Source organism: Rhizobacter fulvus (assembly GCF_964020785.1).
Genome location: NZ_OZ224516.1, coordinates 249,979 through 266,430 on the forward strand (window position 1 = coordinate 249,979; position 16,452 = coordinate 266,430).

General features: G+C 66.8%; 14 protein-coding genes and 1 pseudogene. 7 read left to right on the forward strand and 8 right to left on the reverse strand.

Translation table 11 applies throughout. The annotated features are described in order from the left end of the window. Positions 1-10 precede the first annotated feature (10 nt). Both ACWH49_RS01185 and ACWH49_RS01190 read left to right on the forward strand, forming a co-directional pair. Positions 11-1,057 carry a Bug family tripartite tricarboxylate transporter substrate binding protein gene (locus ACWH49_RS01185; protein WP_448169789.1) on the forward strand — a complete coding sequence of 349 codons (1,047 nt, stop codon included), beginning with the start codon at positions 11-13 and terminating at the stop codon, positions 1,055-1,057. A 13-nt stretch (positions 1,058-1,070) separates the two neighbouring features. Then, positions 1,071-2,261 (forward strand): CaiB/BaiF CoA transferase family protein, encoded by a 1,191-nt coding sequence (locus ACWH49_RS01190; protein WP_448169790.1) that lies wholly within the window; start codon positions 1,071-1,073, stop codon positions 2,259-2,261. 139 nt (positions 2,262-2,400) lie between these two features. Here the strand turns inward: ACWH49_RS01190 and ACWH49_RS01195 are convergent, their stop codons facing one another. From ACWH49_RS01195 to ACWH49_RS01230, 8 genes and pseudogenes are all read right to left on the reverse strand, one after another. Beyond that, entirely contained in the window at positions 2,401-3,375 is a 975-nt protein-coding gene (locus ACWH49_RS01195) for an esterase/lipase family protein (RefSeq protein ID WP_448169791.1), read from the reverse strand. Positions 3,376-3,453: 78 nt separating this feature from the next. After that, positions 3,454-4,809, reverse strand: a complete 1,356-nt coding sequence (locus tag ACWH49_RS01200) for an MmgE/PrpD family protein (protein WP_448169792.1) — start codon at positions 4,807-4,809, stop codon at positions 3,454-3,456. A gap of 45 nt (positions 4,810-4,854) precedes the next feature. Beyond that, entirely contained in the window at positions 4,855-5,832 is a 978-nt protein-coding gene (locus ACWH49_RS01205) for a tripartite tricarboxylate transporter substrate binding protein (RefSeq protein ID WP_448169793.1), read from the reverse strand. A 19-nt stretch (positions 5,833-5,851) separates the two neighbouring features. Next, positions 5,852-6,727: a TauD/TfdA dioxygenase family protein gene (locus tag ACWH49_RS01210; RefSeq protein ID WP_448169794.1), complete on the reverse strand. Its 876-nt coding sequence runs from the start codon at positions 6,725-6,727 to the stop codon at positions 5,852-5,854. Positions 6,728-6,760: 33 nt separating this feature from the next. Continuing rightward, positions 6,761-7,732, reverse strand: coding sequence for a Bug family tripartite tricarboxylate transporter substrate binding protein (locus ACWH49_RS01215; protein WP_448169795.1), 972 nt, complete (start codon positions 7,730-7,732; stop codon positions 6,761-6,763). A 34-nt stretch (positions 7,733-7,766) separates the two neighbouring features. Further along, positions 7,767-8,558, reverse strand: coding sequence for a class II aldolase/adducin family protein (locus ACWH49_RS01220; protein WP_448169796.1), 792 nt, complete (start codon positions 8,556-8,558; stop codon positions 7,767-7,769). A 10-nt stretch (positions 8,559-8,568) separates the two neighbouring features. Further along, a complete protein-coding gene (locus ACWH49_RS01225) occupies positions 8,569-9,723 on the reverse strand; it encodes an acyl-CoA dehydrogenase family protein (protein ID WP_448169797.1) in 1,155 nt (384 codons plus the stop codon). Further along, positions 9,681-10,004, reverse strand: a pseudogene (locus ACWH49_RS01230) (acyl-CoA dehydrogenase family protein); the annotation flags it as partial. The gene ACWH49_RS01225 and the pseudogene ACWH49_RS01230, both read right to left, overlap by 43 nt. Before the next feature lie 364 nt (positions 10,005-10,368). Here ACWH49_RS01230 and ACWH49_RS01235 point away from each other — a divergent pair. The 5 genes from ACWH49_RS01235 (at position 10,369) to ACWH49_RS01255 (ending at position 16,402) form a co-directional block, all read left to right on the forward strand. Further along, entirely contained in the window at positions 10,369-11,175 is an 807-nt protein-coding gene (locus ACWH49_RS01235) for an ABC transporter ATP-binding protein (RefSeq protein ID WP_448169798.1), read from the forward strand. Beyond that, positions 11,165-13,108: an AMP-dependent synthetase/ligase gene (locus tag ACWH49_RS01240; RefSeq protein ID WP_448169799.1), complete on the forward strand. Its 1,944-nt coding sequence runs from the start codon at positions 11,165-11,167 to the stop codon at positions 13,106-13,108. Before ACWH49_RS01235 ends, ACWH49_RS01240 begins: the two co-directional genes overlap by 11 nt. A gap of 1 nt (position 13,109) precedes the next feature. Then, complete coding sequence (locus ACWH49_RS01245) at positions 13,110-13,997, forward strand: branched-chain amino acid ABC transporter permease (protein ID WP_448169800.1); 888 nt, start codon at positions 13,110-13,112, stop codon at positions 13,995-13,997. Positions 13,998-14,002: 5 nt separating this feature from the next. Beyond that, on the forward strand, positions 14,003-15,076 hold the full coding sequence (locus tag ACWH49_RS01250) for a branched-chain amino acid ABC transporter permease (protein ID WP_448169801.1): 1,074 nt from the start codon (positions 14,003-14,005) through the stop codon (positions 15,074-15,076). Positions 15,077-15,154: 78 nt separating this feature from the next. Then, positions 15,155-16,402: an ABC transporter substrate-binding protein gene (locus ACWH49_RS01255; RefSeq protein WP_448169802.1), complete on the forward strand. Its 1,248-nt coding sequence runs from the start codon at positions 15,155-15,157 to the stop codon at positions 16,400-16,402. The last annotated feature ends 50 nt before the right edge of the window (positions 16,403-16,452 follow it).

Here is a 16,452-nt window from a genome sequence, read left to right on the forward strand (position 1 = left end):
GAGGTACCTCGTGGTCACACCCGAATCCCACCACCCACAGGCCGGCGATCGCCAGACGCCGCGGCCACTGCGCCGGGCACGGCTGCCCCGCGTCGTCGGCGGCGTCATCGGCCTGCTGGCGGCACTGCTGGTCGCCGGACCGCTGGCGTCGGCCCAGGCGCAGACTTTTCCGTCGCGGCCGATCAAGGTCATCGTGCCGTTCTCGGCTGCCAGCGCCACCGATGCCGTGGCGCGCGAGGTCGCTTCGCGCATGAGCGCAAACTGGGGCCAGCCGGTGCTGGTGGACAACAAGCCCGGCGCCAGTGGCATTCTGGCCGCGGTGGCCGCCGCCAAGTCGCCGGCCGACGGCTACACCCTCTTCTTCACCAGCAACACCACGCAGGCCGCCAACCCGAGCCTGTTTCTGAACCTGCCTTACGACCCTGTGAAGGACTTTGCGCCGGTCGCGACCGCAGCAACCGCCGCCAACCTGCTGGTGGTAAACCCGGCGCTCGGCGTGTCCAGCGTCAAGGAACTGATCCAGCTGGCCAAGTCGCAGCCCGGCAAGCTGAGCTTCGCGCACGGCAGCAGCCTGTCGCGCGTCAATGGCGAGATGCTCAAGTCGATGGCAGGCATCGAGATCGTGGGCGTCGCCTACAAGAGCAATCCGCAGGGCGTGACCGATCTGCTGGGCGGCCATGTGCAGATGATGTTCACCGACACCGTCACGGCCTTGCCCCACATCAAGGCGGGCAAGCTGAAGGCATTGGCGATCGGCAGCGGCCAGCGCTCGTCCCTGTTCCCTGACACGCCGACGGTCGCCGAGGCCGGCGTGCCCGGCTACGAATTGTCGGGCTGGCTCGCGGTGTTCGCGCGGGCGGGTACGCCGGAAGACGTCCTTGACAAGCTGCATGTCGAGATCAATCGGATCCTCGCGCTGCCCGAGATGCGCGAACGGCTGTTGCTGCTCGGCCTGGACCCCTTGATCCGTACCAGGGCGCAACTCGGCGAACTGCTGCGCAGCGAGATCCCGAAATGGGCCCGCGTCACCAGGGAAGCCGGGATCAAGCCCGAGTGAGGCCCGCTTCGCCATGACCGACATCCTCAAGGACATCACCGTCCTCGACCTGACGCAGAACATCGCCGGCCCGTTCTGCACCCAGTTGCTTGGTGACTTCGGTGCCGACGTGATCAAGGTCGAGCGCCCGCTCGTGGGCGACGACGCCCGCAAGTGGGCGCCGCCGGCCAGCCACGGCATCGGCACGGCGTTCCTGGCGGTCAACCGGAACAAGCGCAGCGTCGGCATCGACATCTCGCTGCCGCAGGGCCGCGACGTGGTGCGACGCCTGGCGCTCCAGTGCGACGTGCTGGTGCATGCCGTGCGCCCAGGCAGCCTGGAAGCCCGCGGCTTGGGCTACGAGGAACTGAGTGGAGCGAATCCGCGCCTGGTATATTGCGCCGTCAGCGCCTTCGGCGAGACGGGGCCGCTCGCCCGCGACCCGGGCTACGACCCGCTGATCCAGGCCTTCACCGGCATCATGAGCGTCACCGGCCACCCCGACCGGCCGCCGGCGCGCGCCGGCATCTCCGTCATCGACATGGGCACCGGCATGTGGGCCTTCATCGGCACGCTGGCCGCGCTGTACCAGCGCAAGGAAACCGGCCGCGGCGCGCGCGTGTCGACCAGCCTGATGGAGACCGGCGTCAACTGGATGTCGCTCTTTCTGGCGCACTACATGGGCGCCGGATTCGTCGGCGAACGCATGGGTGATGTGACGCCGATGACCTCGCCCTACGAGTCGTTCAAGACGCGCGACGGCGCGGTGCTGATCACCGCCGGCAACGACAAGCTGTTTGCCGCCGTGTGCCGGGCGCTGGGTCTGCCCGGCCTGGCCTGCGATCCGCGCTTTGAAAGCAACCTGCTGCGCGTGGCCAACCGCCCTGCCCTGCATGCCCTGCTCGAGGCGCCGATAGGGCAGATGACGTCGGCCGAGTGCGTGAACCTGCTGCGCCAGGCCGGCGCGCCGTGTTCGACGATCAACGCGGTGGACGCGGTCGAGGCCAACGAGCAGGTTGCCGCGATGCGCATGATCCGCTCGCTGCCGGCAACGCATCTGCCGGACTTTCGCACCGTCGACCTGCCGGTGGCCATCGATGGCGAGAAGGCCAGCCTTCGCAGCGCCCCGCCGCTGTTGGGCGCGCACACCGACGAGGTATTGGCGTGGGCGGGCTACGACAACGAGGCCATCGCGGCGCTGAGGGCCTGCAAGGCGGTCGGTTGAACTGCAGCGGCTGCGCACGCAGACCGACCCGCACCGCGTGCGCGACATCGAGTTCGCCAACGGCCCGGCGCGACGCGCTGCTGCGGCTGTATGCGCAGGCGCGGGCCGCGTCGCTGGGCTGACAGCAGGCGTCAGCCGGTCAGGGCGTGCCCGGATTGGCGTACGGCGCCGCGTAGGCCGGCAGGGGCGGTTCGCGGGTGACGAACTGGCTGACATCGGTCAAGCCCAGGCCGAGTGCGGCGATCGTGTTCAGGAACCCGGCGGCCCCGGTGGGGTCGGTACCCGGCAGCGACACCTGCAGGCACGTCAGCGGCGACACCCGCGATGCCACCGCGCCGCCTGCGTTGCGCAGGGCATCGAGCACCAGCGCGTAGACCACCGCGTCGGACACCATGAGTCCGTGCTCGGTGGCCCGCAGCGGGCAGACCGTTTGCAGCGTGATGTTCGAGGTCCCGGGGAAGGTGCTGGCGAGCGGCTGGGGGAAGACCAGTTCGTCCAGCAGCGTGCCGATCGAGGTGATCGCGGCGCCCTTCTGCATCGGTGAACCGGACAGCGCCGCCATGTGCTGGGCGCCGATGCGCAATTGCCAGAGCAGCGGCGTGCAGGCACCCGGCGCGCACGCGGTGCTGGCGAACCCGCTGCCTTGCATCACGCCGGCCAGGCTGATCACATCGGTGGCGTTGCGCGCCACGTCGGGCCAGAACTTGGCGATCCACGCGGCGATGGTTCCGCCCTGGCTGTGGCCGATGATGGCGATCTTGCTGCCCGACCGCTGGTAGGCATAGCGCGCCGCATAGACCGCGAATTCGGCCGAGCGGGTGAAGCTGCCGACGGAGCGCTCCGGCAAGGTCACCGTGCAGACGCCGTAGCCCGCCGCCGGCAGCGCGTTCATGTAGTTCCAGCTCCAGGACTCGTGCGGGGTCGAGCCGGTGCCGTGGATCAGCAGCACCGCCTGCCGGCCGGTGCCGGGCGCCACGGACGGGTCGCACCACGCTGCAGCGGCGAGCTCGGCCTGCGACACCGTCAGCGGCGGGCCCGATTGGGCCATGGCGGCCTGCACGGCGCCAGCGCACAGCAACGCCGTGACTGTTCGGAACCAGACGGATCGACTCATCACACTCTCCTTGGTTGAGGGCCAGAATGGCTTCGGCGCCGCCGCCAGCAAACGGCGCGCCTGACGTGGCGCTGCGCGTCAAGCCGCGGACGGCCTGGGCAGCATCGCAAAAGCCTCGAGCACGGCTGCGATGCCGGCGCCGCCGGGGTCCCGCGCGAACGCCTCGATGCGGTCGTAGGCCGCCAGTGGCACACCGGTCTCGGCGCCGATGCGGCGCACCAGCTTTGAATCGGTGTCCCAGTCGTAGGAGAAGTCGGCCACCGTCATGCGCTGGTCCTGCACCACCCGCGTGCCGTCGACGGTCTCGGCCTCGATCACGCAGGACAGCACCGGCACCGTGTCGTCGGTCACCAGCTCGATGCGGTCGGTAAGCGCGTTCACGCCGGCATCGTCGTAGGTCGTCATCGCCACCATGCTGGGCGTGCCGCGCAGCAGCGTCAGCGCGATGCAGAACGGAATGCTCATCAGCGTGCCCGAGATCGAATCGAACGGGCCCTTGGCGTCCATGCCGGCGTAGCCGGTCTCGAACGGATTCATGCGCACGCGCACCTGCTTCAAGGGCCGCCCTTCGAGCCGGTCGCGCAGGATCAGCGCGCCGGTCACCGGCGTCTGGTTGAACGCGCACACCGGGAACGGCTTGAACGTGACGCGCTGCACCGACCACTCCTTCCCCAGCCGTGCCAACAGCGCAGGCACGTCGCAGTCGCTGCGCGCGAATGCCTTGACGAAGCCCGAGCGACCCTCGAAGGCGCCCGGCGCCGAGCGCGAATCGGCGCGCGCGAGTTCGGTCGCGACCAGCCCGTTGCGTGCGGCGACGCCGACCTGGTAGCGCCATTCGTCGGTACCGTCGGCGAACGACTGCAGCATGCCGCCGGTGAACGACGCCGCGTTCGCCAGCGCCGCCGCACTGTGCGCGGCGTCCAGCCCGAGCAGATGCGCGCTGGCCGCAGCCGCCGCCAGCGTGCCGTAAAGAGGCGACGCGCGCAGCCCGGCGGGCGTCGTCTTCGGCCCGTACGCCGATTCGAGCAGGCCGCCGACCTCGTAGCCGGCGATCAGCGCCGGCAGCATGCGCGCCACCGGCAGGCCGCGTGCCTCGATCAGCGCCGTCAGCAGCGGAATCATGATCGTGCCGAAGTGCCCGGCGCCGCAGGTGTCTTCCTGGGCACGGCCGTGGAACAGCGCCGAGTTGGCCAGCGCGGCGCCGTCGACCGAGGTCTTGCGCCCGTCACCGAGCAAGGTGGCGCCGCCGCTGCGCTCGCCATCGAGCGCCAGCGCCGCTCGCCGCGCCACCGGGGCGAACGGCGTGGCGTGCCCGCCGAGCGCGATGCCGTAGCCGTTGAGCAGGCAGGTGCGGGCCTTCTCGACGACAGGTGGCGGAACCTGCGTCAGATCGAGCTCGGCGACGAAACGGCCAAGGCCTTGTGCGAGCGTCATGGAAGTCTCCTTGATCTGTTGCGGGCCCCGCAGGCCGGTCGTTGCTCAGTCGAGCTTGATGCCGGCTCGGGCGATCACCGCGCCCCAGCGCGCGGTTTCCGCCCTCGAGAATGCCGCCAGTTGCTCGGGCGTGCTGCCGCCGACGATCGCCCCCTGCGCGACCAGCTTGTCGCGCGTGGCAGGGTCGTTGACGAACTTCTGAACCTCGGCATTCAGCCGCGCGATGATCGGCGCCGGCGTGCCTGCAGGTGCCAGCAACTGGTACCAGGTGGAGGCGGCAAAATCCGGGAATGTTTCGCTGATTGCCGGCACGTCGGGAAGCCCCGGCATGCGCTTGACCGACGCCACCGCGAGCAGTTTGAGCTTGCCGGTGTCGATGAACGGGCGGGGCTGCTGAAGCGCATCGAACAACACGTTGATCTGGCCGCCGAGCAGGTCGTTCAGGGCCGGGCCATTGCCCTTGTAGTGCACGGCCAGCATCGAGATGCCCGCCGCTTCTTCGAGCAGCTTCATCGCCAGGTGGGGCGAGGTTCCGTTGCCGGGCGTGCCGACGTTCACCTTGCCGGGGTTGGCCTTCGCGTACGCGAGCAAGTCCTTGAAGGTGGTGGCCGGCAGCGCCGGGTGGGCGACCAGCACGTAGGGCAGTTCGGCAACGCGGCTGATCGGCGCGAAATCGCGTTCGGCGCTGTACGGCAACTTGCTGAACAGATGCGGGTTGATGCTCAGCGCGCCGGTGGCAAGCAGCAGCGTGTAGCCGTCGGGTGCGGATTTGGCGACCGTGTCGGTGCCCAGGATCGTCGCCGCGCCGGCCTTGTTCTCCACGACGACCGGCTGGCCCAGGCTCTGGGTCAGCCACTGCGCGAGCGAGCGCCCGAGCACGTCGGAGAAGCCGCCCGCCGCGTAGGGAACGATCAGCTTCACCGGCTTGTCGGGATAGGACTGTGCCGATGCCGCGGCGACACCGACCGCGAGCGCCAGCAGGCCCGTCAGGCGCGCGAGCGCACGAAAACCGAATGTGCGCATGGTCATCCTTTCGAGGCGGTCATGCCGACCCCTGGTAGAGCGCGCCGGACGGCTCGCCGACCACGGTGGTGCGATGCATGTGGCGATACGTCCCCGGCATGCGGTCGCGCAGCGCCTTGTGCATCGCGCAGCGGTTGTCCCACAGGATCATGTCGTGCAGCTGCCAGTGGTGCCGGTAGGTGAACTCGGGCCGCACCGAAGCCTCGAACAGCGTCTTCAGGATCGGCCGGCTCTCGTCCGGCGTCATGCCGGCGATGTGGGTCGTGATGCCTTCGCTCACATACAACACCTTGCGGCCGGTCTCGGGGTGCACGCGCACGACCGGCTGCACGACCGGCGGGTTGACCTTCTTGTGGGCGTCGGCCGTCGCGCTGTTGCGGCCCTTCTCGGTGTCGTGGATCGCCCAGGCGTAGTCGTGCACCGCCTGCAGCGGCTCGATCAGCGTCTTGAAGCCGTCGGACAGCGAGTCGTACGCGCGGTACATGTTGGTGAACATCGTGTCGCCGCCGATCTCCGGGATCTCCAGGCAGTGCAGCAGCGAGCCCATCGCCGGTCGCGTGGTGTACGAGAGGTCGGAGTGCCAGTTGACGCCGGTCTCGCGCGTGTCCGAGGGGCTGCCGTCGGCGTTGGGCCGGGTTGTGACGATGAAGATCTCGGCATGCCGCGGGTGCCGGTACTTGTAGAGCGCCGCGTGGTCGTCGAGCTGCCCGAAGCGCGCGCTGAACGCGATGTGCTGCTCGGGCGTGATGTCTTGGCCGCGGATCAGCAGGATGCAGTTCTCGATCCATGCTTGGCGGATCTGTGCGATGTCCGCGTCGTTCATCGCACGGCTGAGATCCGCACCGACGATCTCGGCGCCGATGCCGTACGAGAGCTTCTTGACCGTGATGCCCATGGGGATGGTTCCTTGCAAATCGCAGTGGCAGTCCTACTCGGCCTTCGCGCCCGAATCGCGCACGACCTTGGCCCATTTCACCGCCTCAGAGCGCATGAAGCTGCCGAGCTGCTCGGCAGAGCCGGTCATCGGCTCCATGCCCATCGTCGCGAAGATCTGCTTCAGCTCGGGCTGCGCGGTGACCTTCGCTGTCTCGGCGCTGAGGCGCGCGATCACGTCGGGCGGCGTGCCGGCGGGCGCCAGCAGGGCATACCAGACACCGAGGTCGAAACCGGGATAGCCCGACTCGGCCACCGTCGGCACCTTCGGCTCGAACGAGGAGCGCGCCGCCGAGCTGACGGCGAGGAAGCGCAGCTTGCCCGAGTGCACGTGCGTGCCGGTCGTGGCCCAAGCGTCGAACATCACCTGCAGGCTGCCGCCGAGCATGTCGTTGACGGCTGCGGCCGTGCCCTTGTAGGGCACGTGCGTGATGCTCATGCCGGTGTGCGCCTTGAGCATCTCCATCGCCAGGTGGGTCGTGCCGCCGATGCCCGACGAACCGTAGTTGAACTTGTCCGGCTTGGCCCGCACTGCGGCGACCAGTTCGGCCACCGAGTTCACCGGGCTCGTTGCCGGCACCGTCAGGAAGAGCGGCAACTGGCCGACCAGCCCGATCGGCGCGAAGTCCTTCATCGGATCGAAGTTCAGCTTCGCGTACAACGCCGGGTTGATGACGAGCTGGCCGGTGGCGCCGAAGAACAGCGTGTAGCCGTCCGGCGGCGCCTTGGCCGCCATCTCGGCAGCGATGTTGCCGCCGGCGCCGCCGCGGTTGTCGACGATCACCTGCACCCCCAGGCCGGTGCCGAGCTTCTGCGCGATCGAGCGCGCCATCAGGTCGGTCGCGCCGCCCGCGGCGTACGGCACGATCAGACGAATCGGCTTGTTGGGATAGGCTTGTGCGGCGGCATCCGTCGCCACCGCGGCCAGCACCATCAGCGCCGTGATCATTGTCTTGAACGGGGTCATTGTCTGTTCCTGGTCGGGTTCGTGCGGCGCGGGTTCAGTCGCGGTAGCCGGGGTCTTCGCGGTCGAGCTTGCGCAGCAGCGCCGCCCATTCCTTCTGACCGAGCGGCACGAAGCCGCCCTTGCCGAAAATCTCCGTGCCCTGCGCTGCGCTCTTGGCGATCACCGCCGGCGCGATCGGGTACAGTTTCGCGCCGCCGCCGAGCGCGGCCACCTGCATGCGGCAGGCCCGTTCGAGCTGGTACATCAGCATGAAGGTTTCGCCCATCGTCGCGCCGCAGCTGATGGTCCCGTGGTTGCGCAGCAGCATCAGCTTCTTGTCGGCGCCGAGGTCGCGCACCAGGCTGTGCTTCTCGTCGTCGTCGAGCGCGATGCCTTCAAACTCGTGATAGCACAGCTTGTCCCAGACCACCAGTGCGTGCTGCGACGCCGCCAGCAGGCCGTGCTCCTGCATGGACACCGCCGTGCCGTCGCGGGTGTGCAGGTGCATCACGCAGCTCAGGTCGGGGCGCGCCTCGAGGATGGCCGCGTGAATGACCAGCACGGCCGGGTTCAGCGGATACTCGGACGCGCTCAGGATCGTGCCTTGGGCGTCGGTCTTGATCAGCGACGAGGCGGTGATCTCGTCGAACAGCATCCCGTACGGATTGATCAGGTAGTGCCCGGGCTCGCCCGGCACGCGGTGCGAGATGTGGGCCGAGATGATGTCGGACCAGCCCATCCGGTCGGCCAGGCGGTAGCAGGCGGCGAGTTCGCGGCGGGCGTGTCGCTCCGCTTCGGAGATTGGGGCGGCCGGTGGCCGGGCAGCGCGCGCTGTGTCGATGGGCATACGGTGTCTCCTACAGTCCCAGATCCTTGGCGATCGAATTGCGCATCACTTCGCTGGCGCCGCCACCGATGCGCATCAGGCGCGAGTCGCGGTAGTGGCGCTCCATCGGAAAGTCCGGCGTCAGCGAATAGCCGCCGAGGATCTGCATGCCCTCGTCGGCGACCCGGAAGTACGCCTCGGTGGTGTGCACCTTCGCGATCGATGCCTCCTTGCGGCACTCGACGCCGGCGTCGAGCCGGCGCGCCAGGTCGTAGGTCAGCAGGCGCGAGGTGTGGACCGCGATCTGCATGTCGGCCAGCTTGTGCTGGATGACCTGGAACTTGGCGATCGGCTGGCCGAACTGGACCCGGTCCTTCGCATACTGAAGCGCGCAGTCGAGCGCGGCTTGCGCCGCGCCGGTGACCTGCGCCGCGAGCGAGAAGCGCTCCTTGTTGAGGTTGGTCATCAGCTGCTTCCAGCCGCCGTTGAGCTCGCCCAGCAAGTCGTCCTGGTGCACGCGCACGTTCTCGTAGGTGACGCGGTTGGTGCCGACCGCGCGAAACGACAGCGTTTCCAGGCGCTCGATCGTCACGCCCGGGCTCTTCGGGTCGACGAAGAACAGGCTGATGCCCTTGTGCTGCGGCGCGTCGGGGTCGGTGCGGGTGACCAGCACCGTGCGGTCGGCGAGATCGACCTGCGAGTTGAAGACTTTGGCGCCGTTGATGACGAAGTGGTCGCCGTCGCGGACCGCACGCGTGCGGACGGCTGCGGCGTCGGAACCCGCGTTCGGCTCGGTCAGGCTCATCGACGACTTGAACTTGCCGGCCGCGATCAGCGGCAGGTATTTCTTGCGCTGCGCCTCGCTGCCGTAGGTCAGCAGCGAATGCGCACCGTGCACGGTGGCGCGATAGAACAGCACCGCGAGTTCCAGCAGGCCGTACGAGAGCTCTTCCTGGATGATGCCGAGTTCGACGAAACCCAGGCCCGAGCCGCCGTACTCCTCGGGGATCGCCACGCCCAGCCAGCCCAGTGTGGCCATCTTGTCGAACACCGCCAGCGGCGCGATCTTCTCGCGGTCGCACTGGCGCGCGTAGGAATCGGGCATTTCCTTGCGCACGAACTGGCGCACTGCGTCGCGCAGCATCAGCTGCTCGTCGGTGAAGCCGAAATCACGGTCTGCACGCATCTCTGTACTCCTTGGATTCGTCTCAGCGCCGCGAAAACCGGCGGCCGATCAGCTCGCCGGTGATGTTGACGCCCCATCACCTGCGCGCCGTTCGCGACCACACGGCGCACCGCCTCGTTGGCGAAGCACATGGCGACGCTGGTGTCGAGCAGCGACGGCAGCCCCTCGTCGGCACCCTGCGCGGCGCGGTGGGTCAGCAGGCGGGCCGCCTCGACGTCGATCTTCATCTCGGCCAGCCGCAACTGCACCGCCTGGAAGTCGACCGGCGGCTTGCCGAACTGCTGGCGCTCCTGGGTTTAGGCCAGCGCAACGTCGAGCGCGCTCGCCGCGATGCTCAGCGTGCAGGTCGCGCTGCCTAGGCGCTCCATGGGCATCAGCGCTCAGGGATTGCGCTGACTGCGATTCAGTCTAGTGAGCCTACGATCGCGAACCAGTGGGGCATGCGCTCATTGACACTCTGTCGAACGCTTGTTAGAAACGCGTATTGTCTTCGGAGTGTAAAAGCATTCCGCTCAGACCCCGTCGTCCTGTAGAAAATTATCAAATCTGCTCCTTGATCAGGAGCATGGAGACTACCCGAATGCCCACTCGCCCAAGGAATTCGCCTAACATTAGGCAGGTAATGCCCAATGAAGGGGTGTCTCCATGATGGCCGCCGACGGCGTCGCCGCGGCCGTACCGGTGCTCGAATGTCAAGGGCTCGAACGCCGTTTTGGCGGCTTGGTGGCCGTGACCGGCGTCGACCTGCGCATCGATCGCGGCGAGATTTTCGGTCTGGTGGGTCCGAATGGCAGCGGCAAGACCACGCTGGTCAACGCCATCACGGGCTTTTACCCACCGCAGAAGGGCCGCATCCTGCTCGACGGCACCGACATCACCGGAATGAAGCCGCACAACGTGGCCCGCCGGCGCGTCGCCCGCACCTTCCAGAACCTGGCGCTCTTCAACGGCATGAGCGTGCTCGACAACATCCTGCTTGGCCGCCACGTTCACCTCAATCCCGGCGTGCTGAAGACAGTTTTTTACCCGTGGCTGGCCCAGCCCGAGGAAATCGCCCACCGCCGCATGGTCGAAGAGATCATCGAGTTCCTGCAGCTGCAGAGCGTCCGCGAAGACATGGTGGAAACGCTGCCGATCGGCCTGAAGAAGCGCGTCGAGCTGGCACGCGCTCTGGTGGCCGAGCCGAGCTTCCTGATTCTTGACGAGCCGATGGCCGGCATGAACCAGGAAGAAAAGGAGTACATGGCCCGCTTCGTTCTCGACGCGCGCGACGAACGCGGCATCACGGTGCTGCTGATCGAGCACCACATGGACGTCGTGCTCGGCATCTGCGACCGCATCATGGCCCTGAACTACGGCGAGATCATCGGCACCGGGCTGCCACGGGACGTGGTCGCCAATCCGCGCGTCATCGAAGCCTACCTGGGGAAGGCGAACAAGCATGCAGCGTGACCAAACGACGCTCGTGGCGGGTTCTGCCTCGCAGTGGGACCTCAGCGAACACACGACGCTGCCGCGGCTGCTGGCCCTCAACGCGCGGGCGCACCCGGACCGTGTGGCCATGCGTGAGAAGGCACTCGGCATCTGGCAGGAATTCACTTGGTCGCAGATGCTCGAGGAGGTCCTCGAGATCGCTGCGGGCCTGGAGGAGCGGGGCTTTGTCGAGCGCGACGCGATGCTTGTCCTGGGCGACAACCGCGTCCGCTTGTATCTGGGCATGCTCGCCGCCTCCGCGCTGAAGGGCTACGCGATGCCGGTGTATCCGGACGCGAACCCAGACGAAGTGGAGCACTTTGCCAGCGAGGCACAGGCACGGTTCGCGTTGGCCGAAGACCAGGAACAGGTCGACAAGCTGCTCGAGCTGCGCAGCAACGCACCGTCGCTGAAACACATCATCTACGACGACTCGCGTGGCATGGGTGGCTACAAGGCCGAAGGCCTGGTGTCCTGGGACGAGCTGCGCGCGGCCGGCGCACGCCGCCTCCAGGCCGAACCGGCGCTGCGCGAATCGCTGGTCGCGCGGGCCGTGCCCGAGGGCCCGGCCGTCTTCGTGCACTCCTCCGGCACCACGGGCAAGCCCAAGGGTGTGGTGCTGCAGCACCGCAACCTGCTGTCCGGCGTGGGCAACGCCTACCGCGGCAAGGTGTTCCGTTTCGACGAAGTGATCCTCGCCTACCTGCCGATGGCCTGGATCGGCGACTTCGCCGTGACCATGGCGGCAGGCATCGGGCTGCGCTTCACGATCAACATCCCCGAGCGCCAGGAAACGGTGCTGCACAACCTGCGCGAGATCGCGCCGACGGTGTATCTGGCGGCGCCGCGCAGCTGGGACAACCTGCTGACGACGATCCGGGTGCGCATGGCCGACTCCACGCCGCTCAAGAAACGCGTGTTTGACTATTTCATCGACCTCGGCGTGACGGTCCAGCGCCTGCGGCTCGACCGCAAGACGCCGAGCGCGATGCAGCGGTTGATGACACGCATCGGCGAGATCGTTCTGTACGGCCCGCTCAAGGACCAGTTCGGACTGAACCGCATGAGCACGGCGCTCACCGGCGGCGAAGCGATGGGCGAGGACACCTTCCTTTTCTACCGGGCCCTCGGCATCAACCTGCGCCAGTTGTACGGCCAGACCGAAAGCAGCGCGTTCAATGCCGTCCAAGCGTTCGACGAGGTGCAGCTGCACACCGTGGGTCGGCCGCTGCCCGGCGTCGAGACCAAGATCGCCGACGACGGCGAGATCCTGGTGCGCTCCGGCAGCATCTTCAGCGGCTATTTCAACAACCCCGAATCGAGCGCCAAGACGCTGATCGACGGCTGGCTGCACACCGGCGATGCGGGCTACATCGAACCCAATGGTCACTTGGTGGTGCTCGGCCGGCTGGCCGAGGTCGTGTACACATCGAAGGGCGAGCGCTACATCCCGAACTACATCGAGAACCGGATCAAGTTCAGCCCGTACGTGCGTGATGTCGCGGTAATCGGCGCGGGGCGCGACGCGCTCACCGCGATCGTCTGCATCGACAGCGAAGCGGTCGGCCACTGGGCCGAGGTGCGCGGCATTGCCTACATCTCGTACGCCGATCTCTCGCAAAAGCCCGAGGTGCGCAAGCTCGTTGTCGAGGAGATCCGGCGCGTCAACCGCGTGCTGCCCGAGCCGCTTCAGATCAGGCGCTTCGCCAACCTGCACAAGGAGTTCGATCCCGATGACGGCGAGATCACCCGCACCCGCAAATTGCGTCGCAACGTGATCGAGGAACGCTACCTCGTCGTGATGGACGCGCTGTACTCGAACGCCGACTCGGTGGTGATGAAGGCACAGATCACCTATGACACTGGCGAAACCGGCGTGATCGAACGTCAGCTTTCGGTGGAGAACGTCTGACATGGATTTCGCACTATTCGCCGAACTGGCGATCAACGGAGCCCTGTCGGGCCTGATGTATTCGCTCGTCGCGCTCGGGATCGTCCTGATCTACAAGTCGTCGTCGGTGCCCAACCTCGCGCAAGGCGCACTCGCGATGCTCGGTGCCTACGTGACCATGGCGGTGCTCGACGTCCTGCACATGCCGTTCTGGGTCGTGCTGCCGGTCGCGATGGTCATCATGTTCATCATCGGCATGGGAATCGAGCGGGTCGCGCTGCGCCGCCTCGCCGGCCGCCCGCTGATGATGATCCTGATGATGACGCTGGCGATCGACATCTTCGTCCGGGCGGCGGCGCTGGTCGCCTGGGGTGGCACCAATCGCGTCATTCCGCTGGGCATCACGTCCGATCCGCTGTTCCTTGGCGATGTGCTGGTGAATCGCTCCTACCTCGCGGGCGGCATCGTCGCGCTGCTGCTGTTCGGCTTCTTCGTCTTGTTCTTCCGCACCCGCATGGGCATCGTTCTGCGGGCGATTTCTGACGACTACACGGCCTCGTGGTCGGTTGGCATCTCGGTCGAACGGGGGGTGGCCCTGTCATGGGCGATGTCGTCCGTCGTGACCACGTTCGCCGGCGTGCTGTGGGGCTCGATCCAGGGCGTCGACCAGTCGCTGTCGCAGTTGCTGCTGATGGGCATTGCGGTGGCCGTTCTCGGCGGGCTGGACAGCATCGGCGGTGCCGTCGTGGCCGGTGTGCTGATGGGCACATTCCAAGGCATTGCGTCGGGCTACCTCGACCGGTTGGTGGGCGGCGGAAGCCGTGAACTGGTCGTCGCAGCAACGCTGATTCTCACCATCCTGATCCGGCCCCACGGCCTGTTCGGCCGCGAAGACATCCAAAGGATCTGAATTCCATGTTTTACCGTCAGGCTGGTACCCACCACACCACGTATCGGGCTGCCCAAAGGCTGTTCCCGATTCCCTTCGACCGCTGGCAGATCGGCGTGCTGCTCGTTGTCGGCCTCGTTGCGCCGTTCGTGATCAGCTCGCTGTACCTGAAGAGCTACGTGCTGCCCTGGCTGATCTGGACCGGGGCCGCGCTCGGGCTCAACCTCATCCTGGGCTGGGCCGGCCAGTTCCACTTCGGCTACGCGGCCGTGATGGGAATCGGCGCCTACACCGCGGTGCATGCCACACGCGGCGGCATCCCGTTCGAGATCGCCCTGGTACTGGCCGGCGTCGTGGCCACCGTCATCGGTTGCGCGTTCGCCATCACCGCGCTGCGCGTGCGCGGCCTGTACCTCGCGCTGAGCACGCTGGCCTTGCAGTTCGTGCTGGACTGGGTGATCAACAAGGTGCCGGCGGTCAGCGGCGGCACCCAGGCCACGATTCAGGCGCCGCCCATGCGGCTGCTGGGCATGCAGGTGGTGTCCGACGCGGGCCAATACTACGTCGCGCTGTTCTGGTGTGCGCTCGTGACGCTGTTCATGCTGAACCTGCGCCGCACCGGCCTCGGCCGCGCGCTGGTCGCGGTGCGCGAGAAAGATTTCGCCGCGGCGGTGATCGGCGTCAACAGCTTCTACTACAAGCTGACGGCATTCGCGATGTCGTCCTTCATCGGCGGCGTGAGCGGCGCGATTCTGATCTTTACCTTCTATCACGCGGTGACGCCGGAGCAATTCACGGTCAACGTCTCGATCCAGGTGCTGGCCATGGTGATCGTCGGCGGCCTCGGCAGCGTGATCGGCTGCTACTTCGGGGTGGCCTTCATCCTGTTGCTGCCAGGCATTGTCGCCAACCTCATCTTCGCCGCGGCCAATGCGATGCAATTGAAGATCGGCATCGAACTGCTGGCGCACATTCCCAGCCTGCTGTACGGCGTGCTGATCATCGGCTTCCTGTTGTTTGAACCCCTTGGCTTGGCCAAGATCTACTCGAACGTTCGCAACTACTTGATCTACTGGCCCTTCGGCTATGAGAGAAAGTAGTGTCGACGCGTCCTCACCGGACGCGATTTCAGCCCCGCCCCCCTTTTTCCATGTCCATCAATGCAAGGAGAACGTTCCATGTTCAAACCGCTGAAACTGCTGCTGAGTGCGGCGTCGTTGCTGCTCGCATCGCAGCAACCCGCCATCTCGGCGGAACCGATCAAGTTCGCACTGTGCTACGACCTCACCAAGGCCTACACCTTCATCACGCCGCAGATCGCGCAGTCGGTGCGTGATTACGCGGAAGTGCTCAACGCCAAGGGTGGCATCGAGGGCCATCCGATCGAGATCATCGTCCAGGATCACGGCAACGAGCCGCAGCGTGGCATCGAGTGCTACGAGAAGGTCAAGCAGATGGGGGCGATCACGGTCGACTTCCTGTCCACCCCTGTTTCGCGCGCCGTGCTGCCGCGCGCGATGAAGGACGGCACCGTCATGGTCCAGGCATTGGCCGGTCGCGGCGACGCCGTCGACGGCGACGTGTTCAAGTGGATATTCACCCTCGGCCCGACCTATTGGGGCCAGGCCGCCAACATCGTGGGCGCCTACAAGAAGCAATCGGGCGACAGTCTGAAGGGCAAGAAGATCGCCTTCCTTTACATCGACTATCCGTTCGGCCAGGAACCGATTCCCGTGCTGCAGGAACTGCAGAAGCGGGAAGGCTTCGACCTCCAGCTGTTCCCGTACCCGCTGCCCGGCAGTGACCAGTCGGCCGCCTGGTCGCAGCTGCGCCGCTTCCAGCCCGACCTGGTAATTCACTGGGCGTTCTCGGCCATGCACGTGGTGGCCGCCAAGGAAGCCAAGCGCAACGGCATCTCGCTCGACAAGATGGTCACCGTCAACTGGTTCAACGAAGTCGATCTCGCCAACATCGGCGCCGACGCCGCCAAGGGCCTGCGAAAGTCCTCGGTCGTCGTCAGCGGCACGGCACATCCGCTGATGCAGCAGATCACCAAGGAGCTGTACGACAAGGGCAAGGGCAATGGCGACCGCAAGTTCCTGGGTGACACCTACTACAACGTCGGCCTGTCGATTTACGCCCCGGTGTTCGAGGCCGCGCGCCTCGCCATCAAGGCCGACAAGTGGCCGCTGACACCGGAGAAGATGCGCAAGGGCATGGAAAGCATCAAGAACTTCGACGCCGATGGCCTGGTTCCGCCCCTGACCATCACCGCCAAGGACCATGGCGGTGGCGGCAAGACCCGCATCGACCTGTGGGACGGCACGAAGTGGGTGGCGCAGACCCAGTGGTCGTCCGACTACTCGGACCTCGTGTGGTCGACCGTGAAGAAGTCTTCGGCCGAGTTCTCCAAAGCCGGCCAGTAAGTGCCAAGGGGTTCGAGCGCTTCGGCGCCCGGACCCCGACCTTCACCCAC

Coding starts and splice junctions, on each gene's coding strand:
- ACWH49_RS01190 (WP_448169790.1), top strand. CDS start 1,071: ATGACCGACATCCTCAAGGACATCACCGTCCTCGACCTGACGCAGAAC.
- ACWH49_RS01195 (WP_448169791.1), bottom strand. CDS start 3,375: ATGAGTCGATCCGTCTGGTTCCGAACAGTCACGGCGTTGCTGTGCGCT.
- ACWH49_RS01200 (WP_448169792.1), bottom strand. CDS start 4,809: ATGACGCTCGCACAAGGCCTTGGCCGTTTCGTCGCCGAGCTCGATCTG.
- ACWH49_RS01205 (WP_448169793.1), bottom strand. CDS start 5,832: ATGCGCACATTCGGTTTTCGTGCGCTCGCGCGCCTGACGGGCCTGCTG.
- ACWH49_RS01210 (WP_448169794.1), bottom strand. CDS start 6,727: ATGGGCATCACGGTCAAGAAGCTCTCGTACGGCATCGGCGCCGAGATC.
- ACWH49_RS01215 (WP_448169795.1), bottom strand. CDS start 7,732: ATGACCCCGTTCAAGACAATGATCACGGCGCTGATGGTGCTGGCCGCG.
- ACWH49_RS01220 (WP_448169796.1), bottom strand. CDS start 8,558: ATGCCCATCGACACAGCGCGCGCTGCCCGGCCACCGGCCGCCCCAATC.
- ACWH49_RS01225 (WP_448169797.1), bottom strand. CDS start 9,723: ATGCGTGCAGACCGTGATTTCGGCTTCACCGACGAGCAGCTGATGCTG.
- ACWH49_RS01235 (WP_448169798.1), top strand. CDS start 10,369: ATGATGGCCGCCGACGGCGTCGCCGCGGCCGTACCGGTGCTCGAATGT.
- ACWH49_RS01240 (WP_448169799.1), top strand. CDS start 11,165: ATGCAGCGTGACCAAACGACGCTCGTGGCGGGTTCTGCCTCGCAGTGG.
- ACWH49_RS01245 (WP_448169800.1), top strand. CDS start 13,110: ATGGATTTCGCACTATTCGCCGAACTGGCGATCAACGGAGCCCTGTCG.
- ACWH49_RS01250 (WP_448169801.1), top strand. CDS start 14,003: ATGTTTTACCGTCAGGCTGGTACCCACCACACCACGTATCGGGCTGCC.
- ACWH49_RS01255 (WP_448169802.1), top strand. CDS start 15,155: ATGTTCAAACCGCTGAAACTGCTGCTGAGTGCGGCGTCGTTGCTGCTC.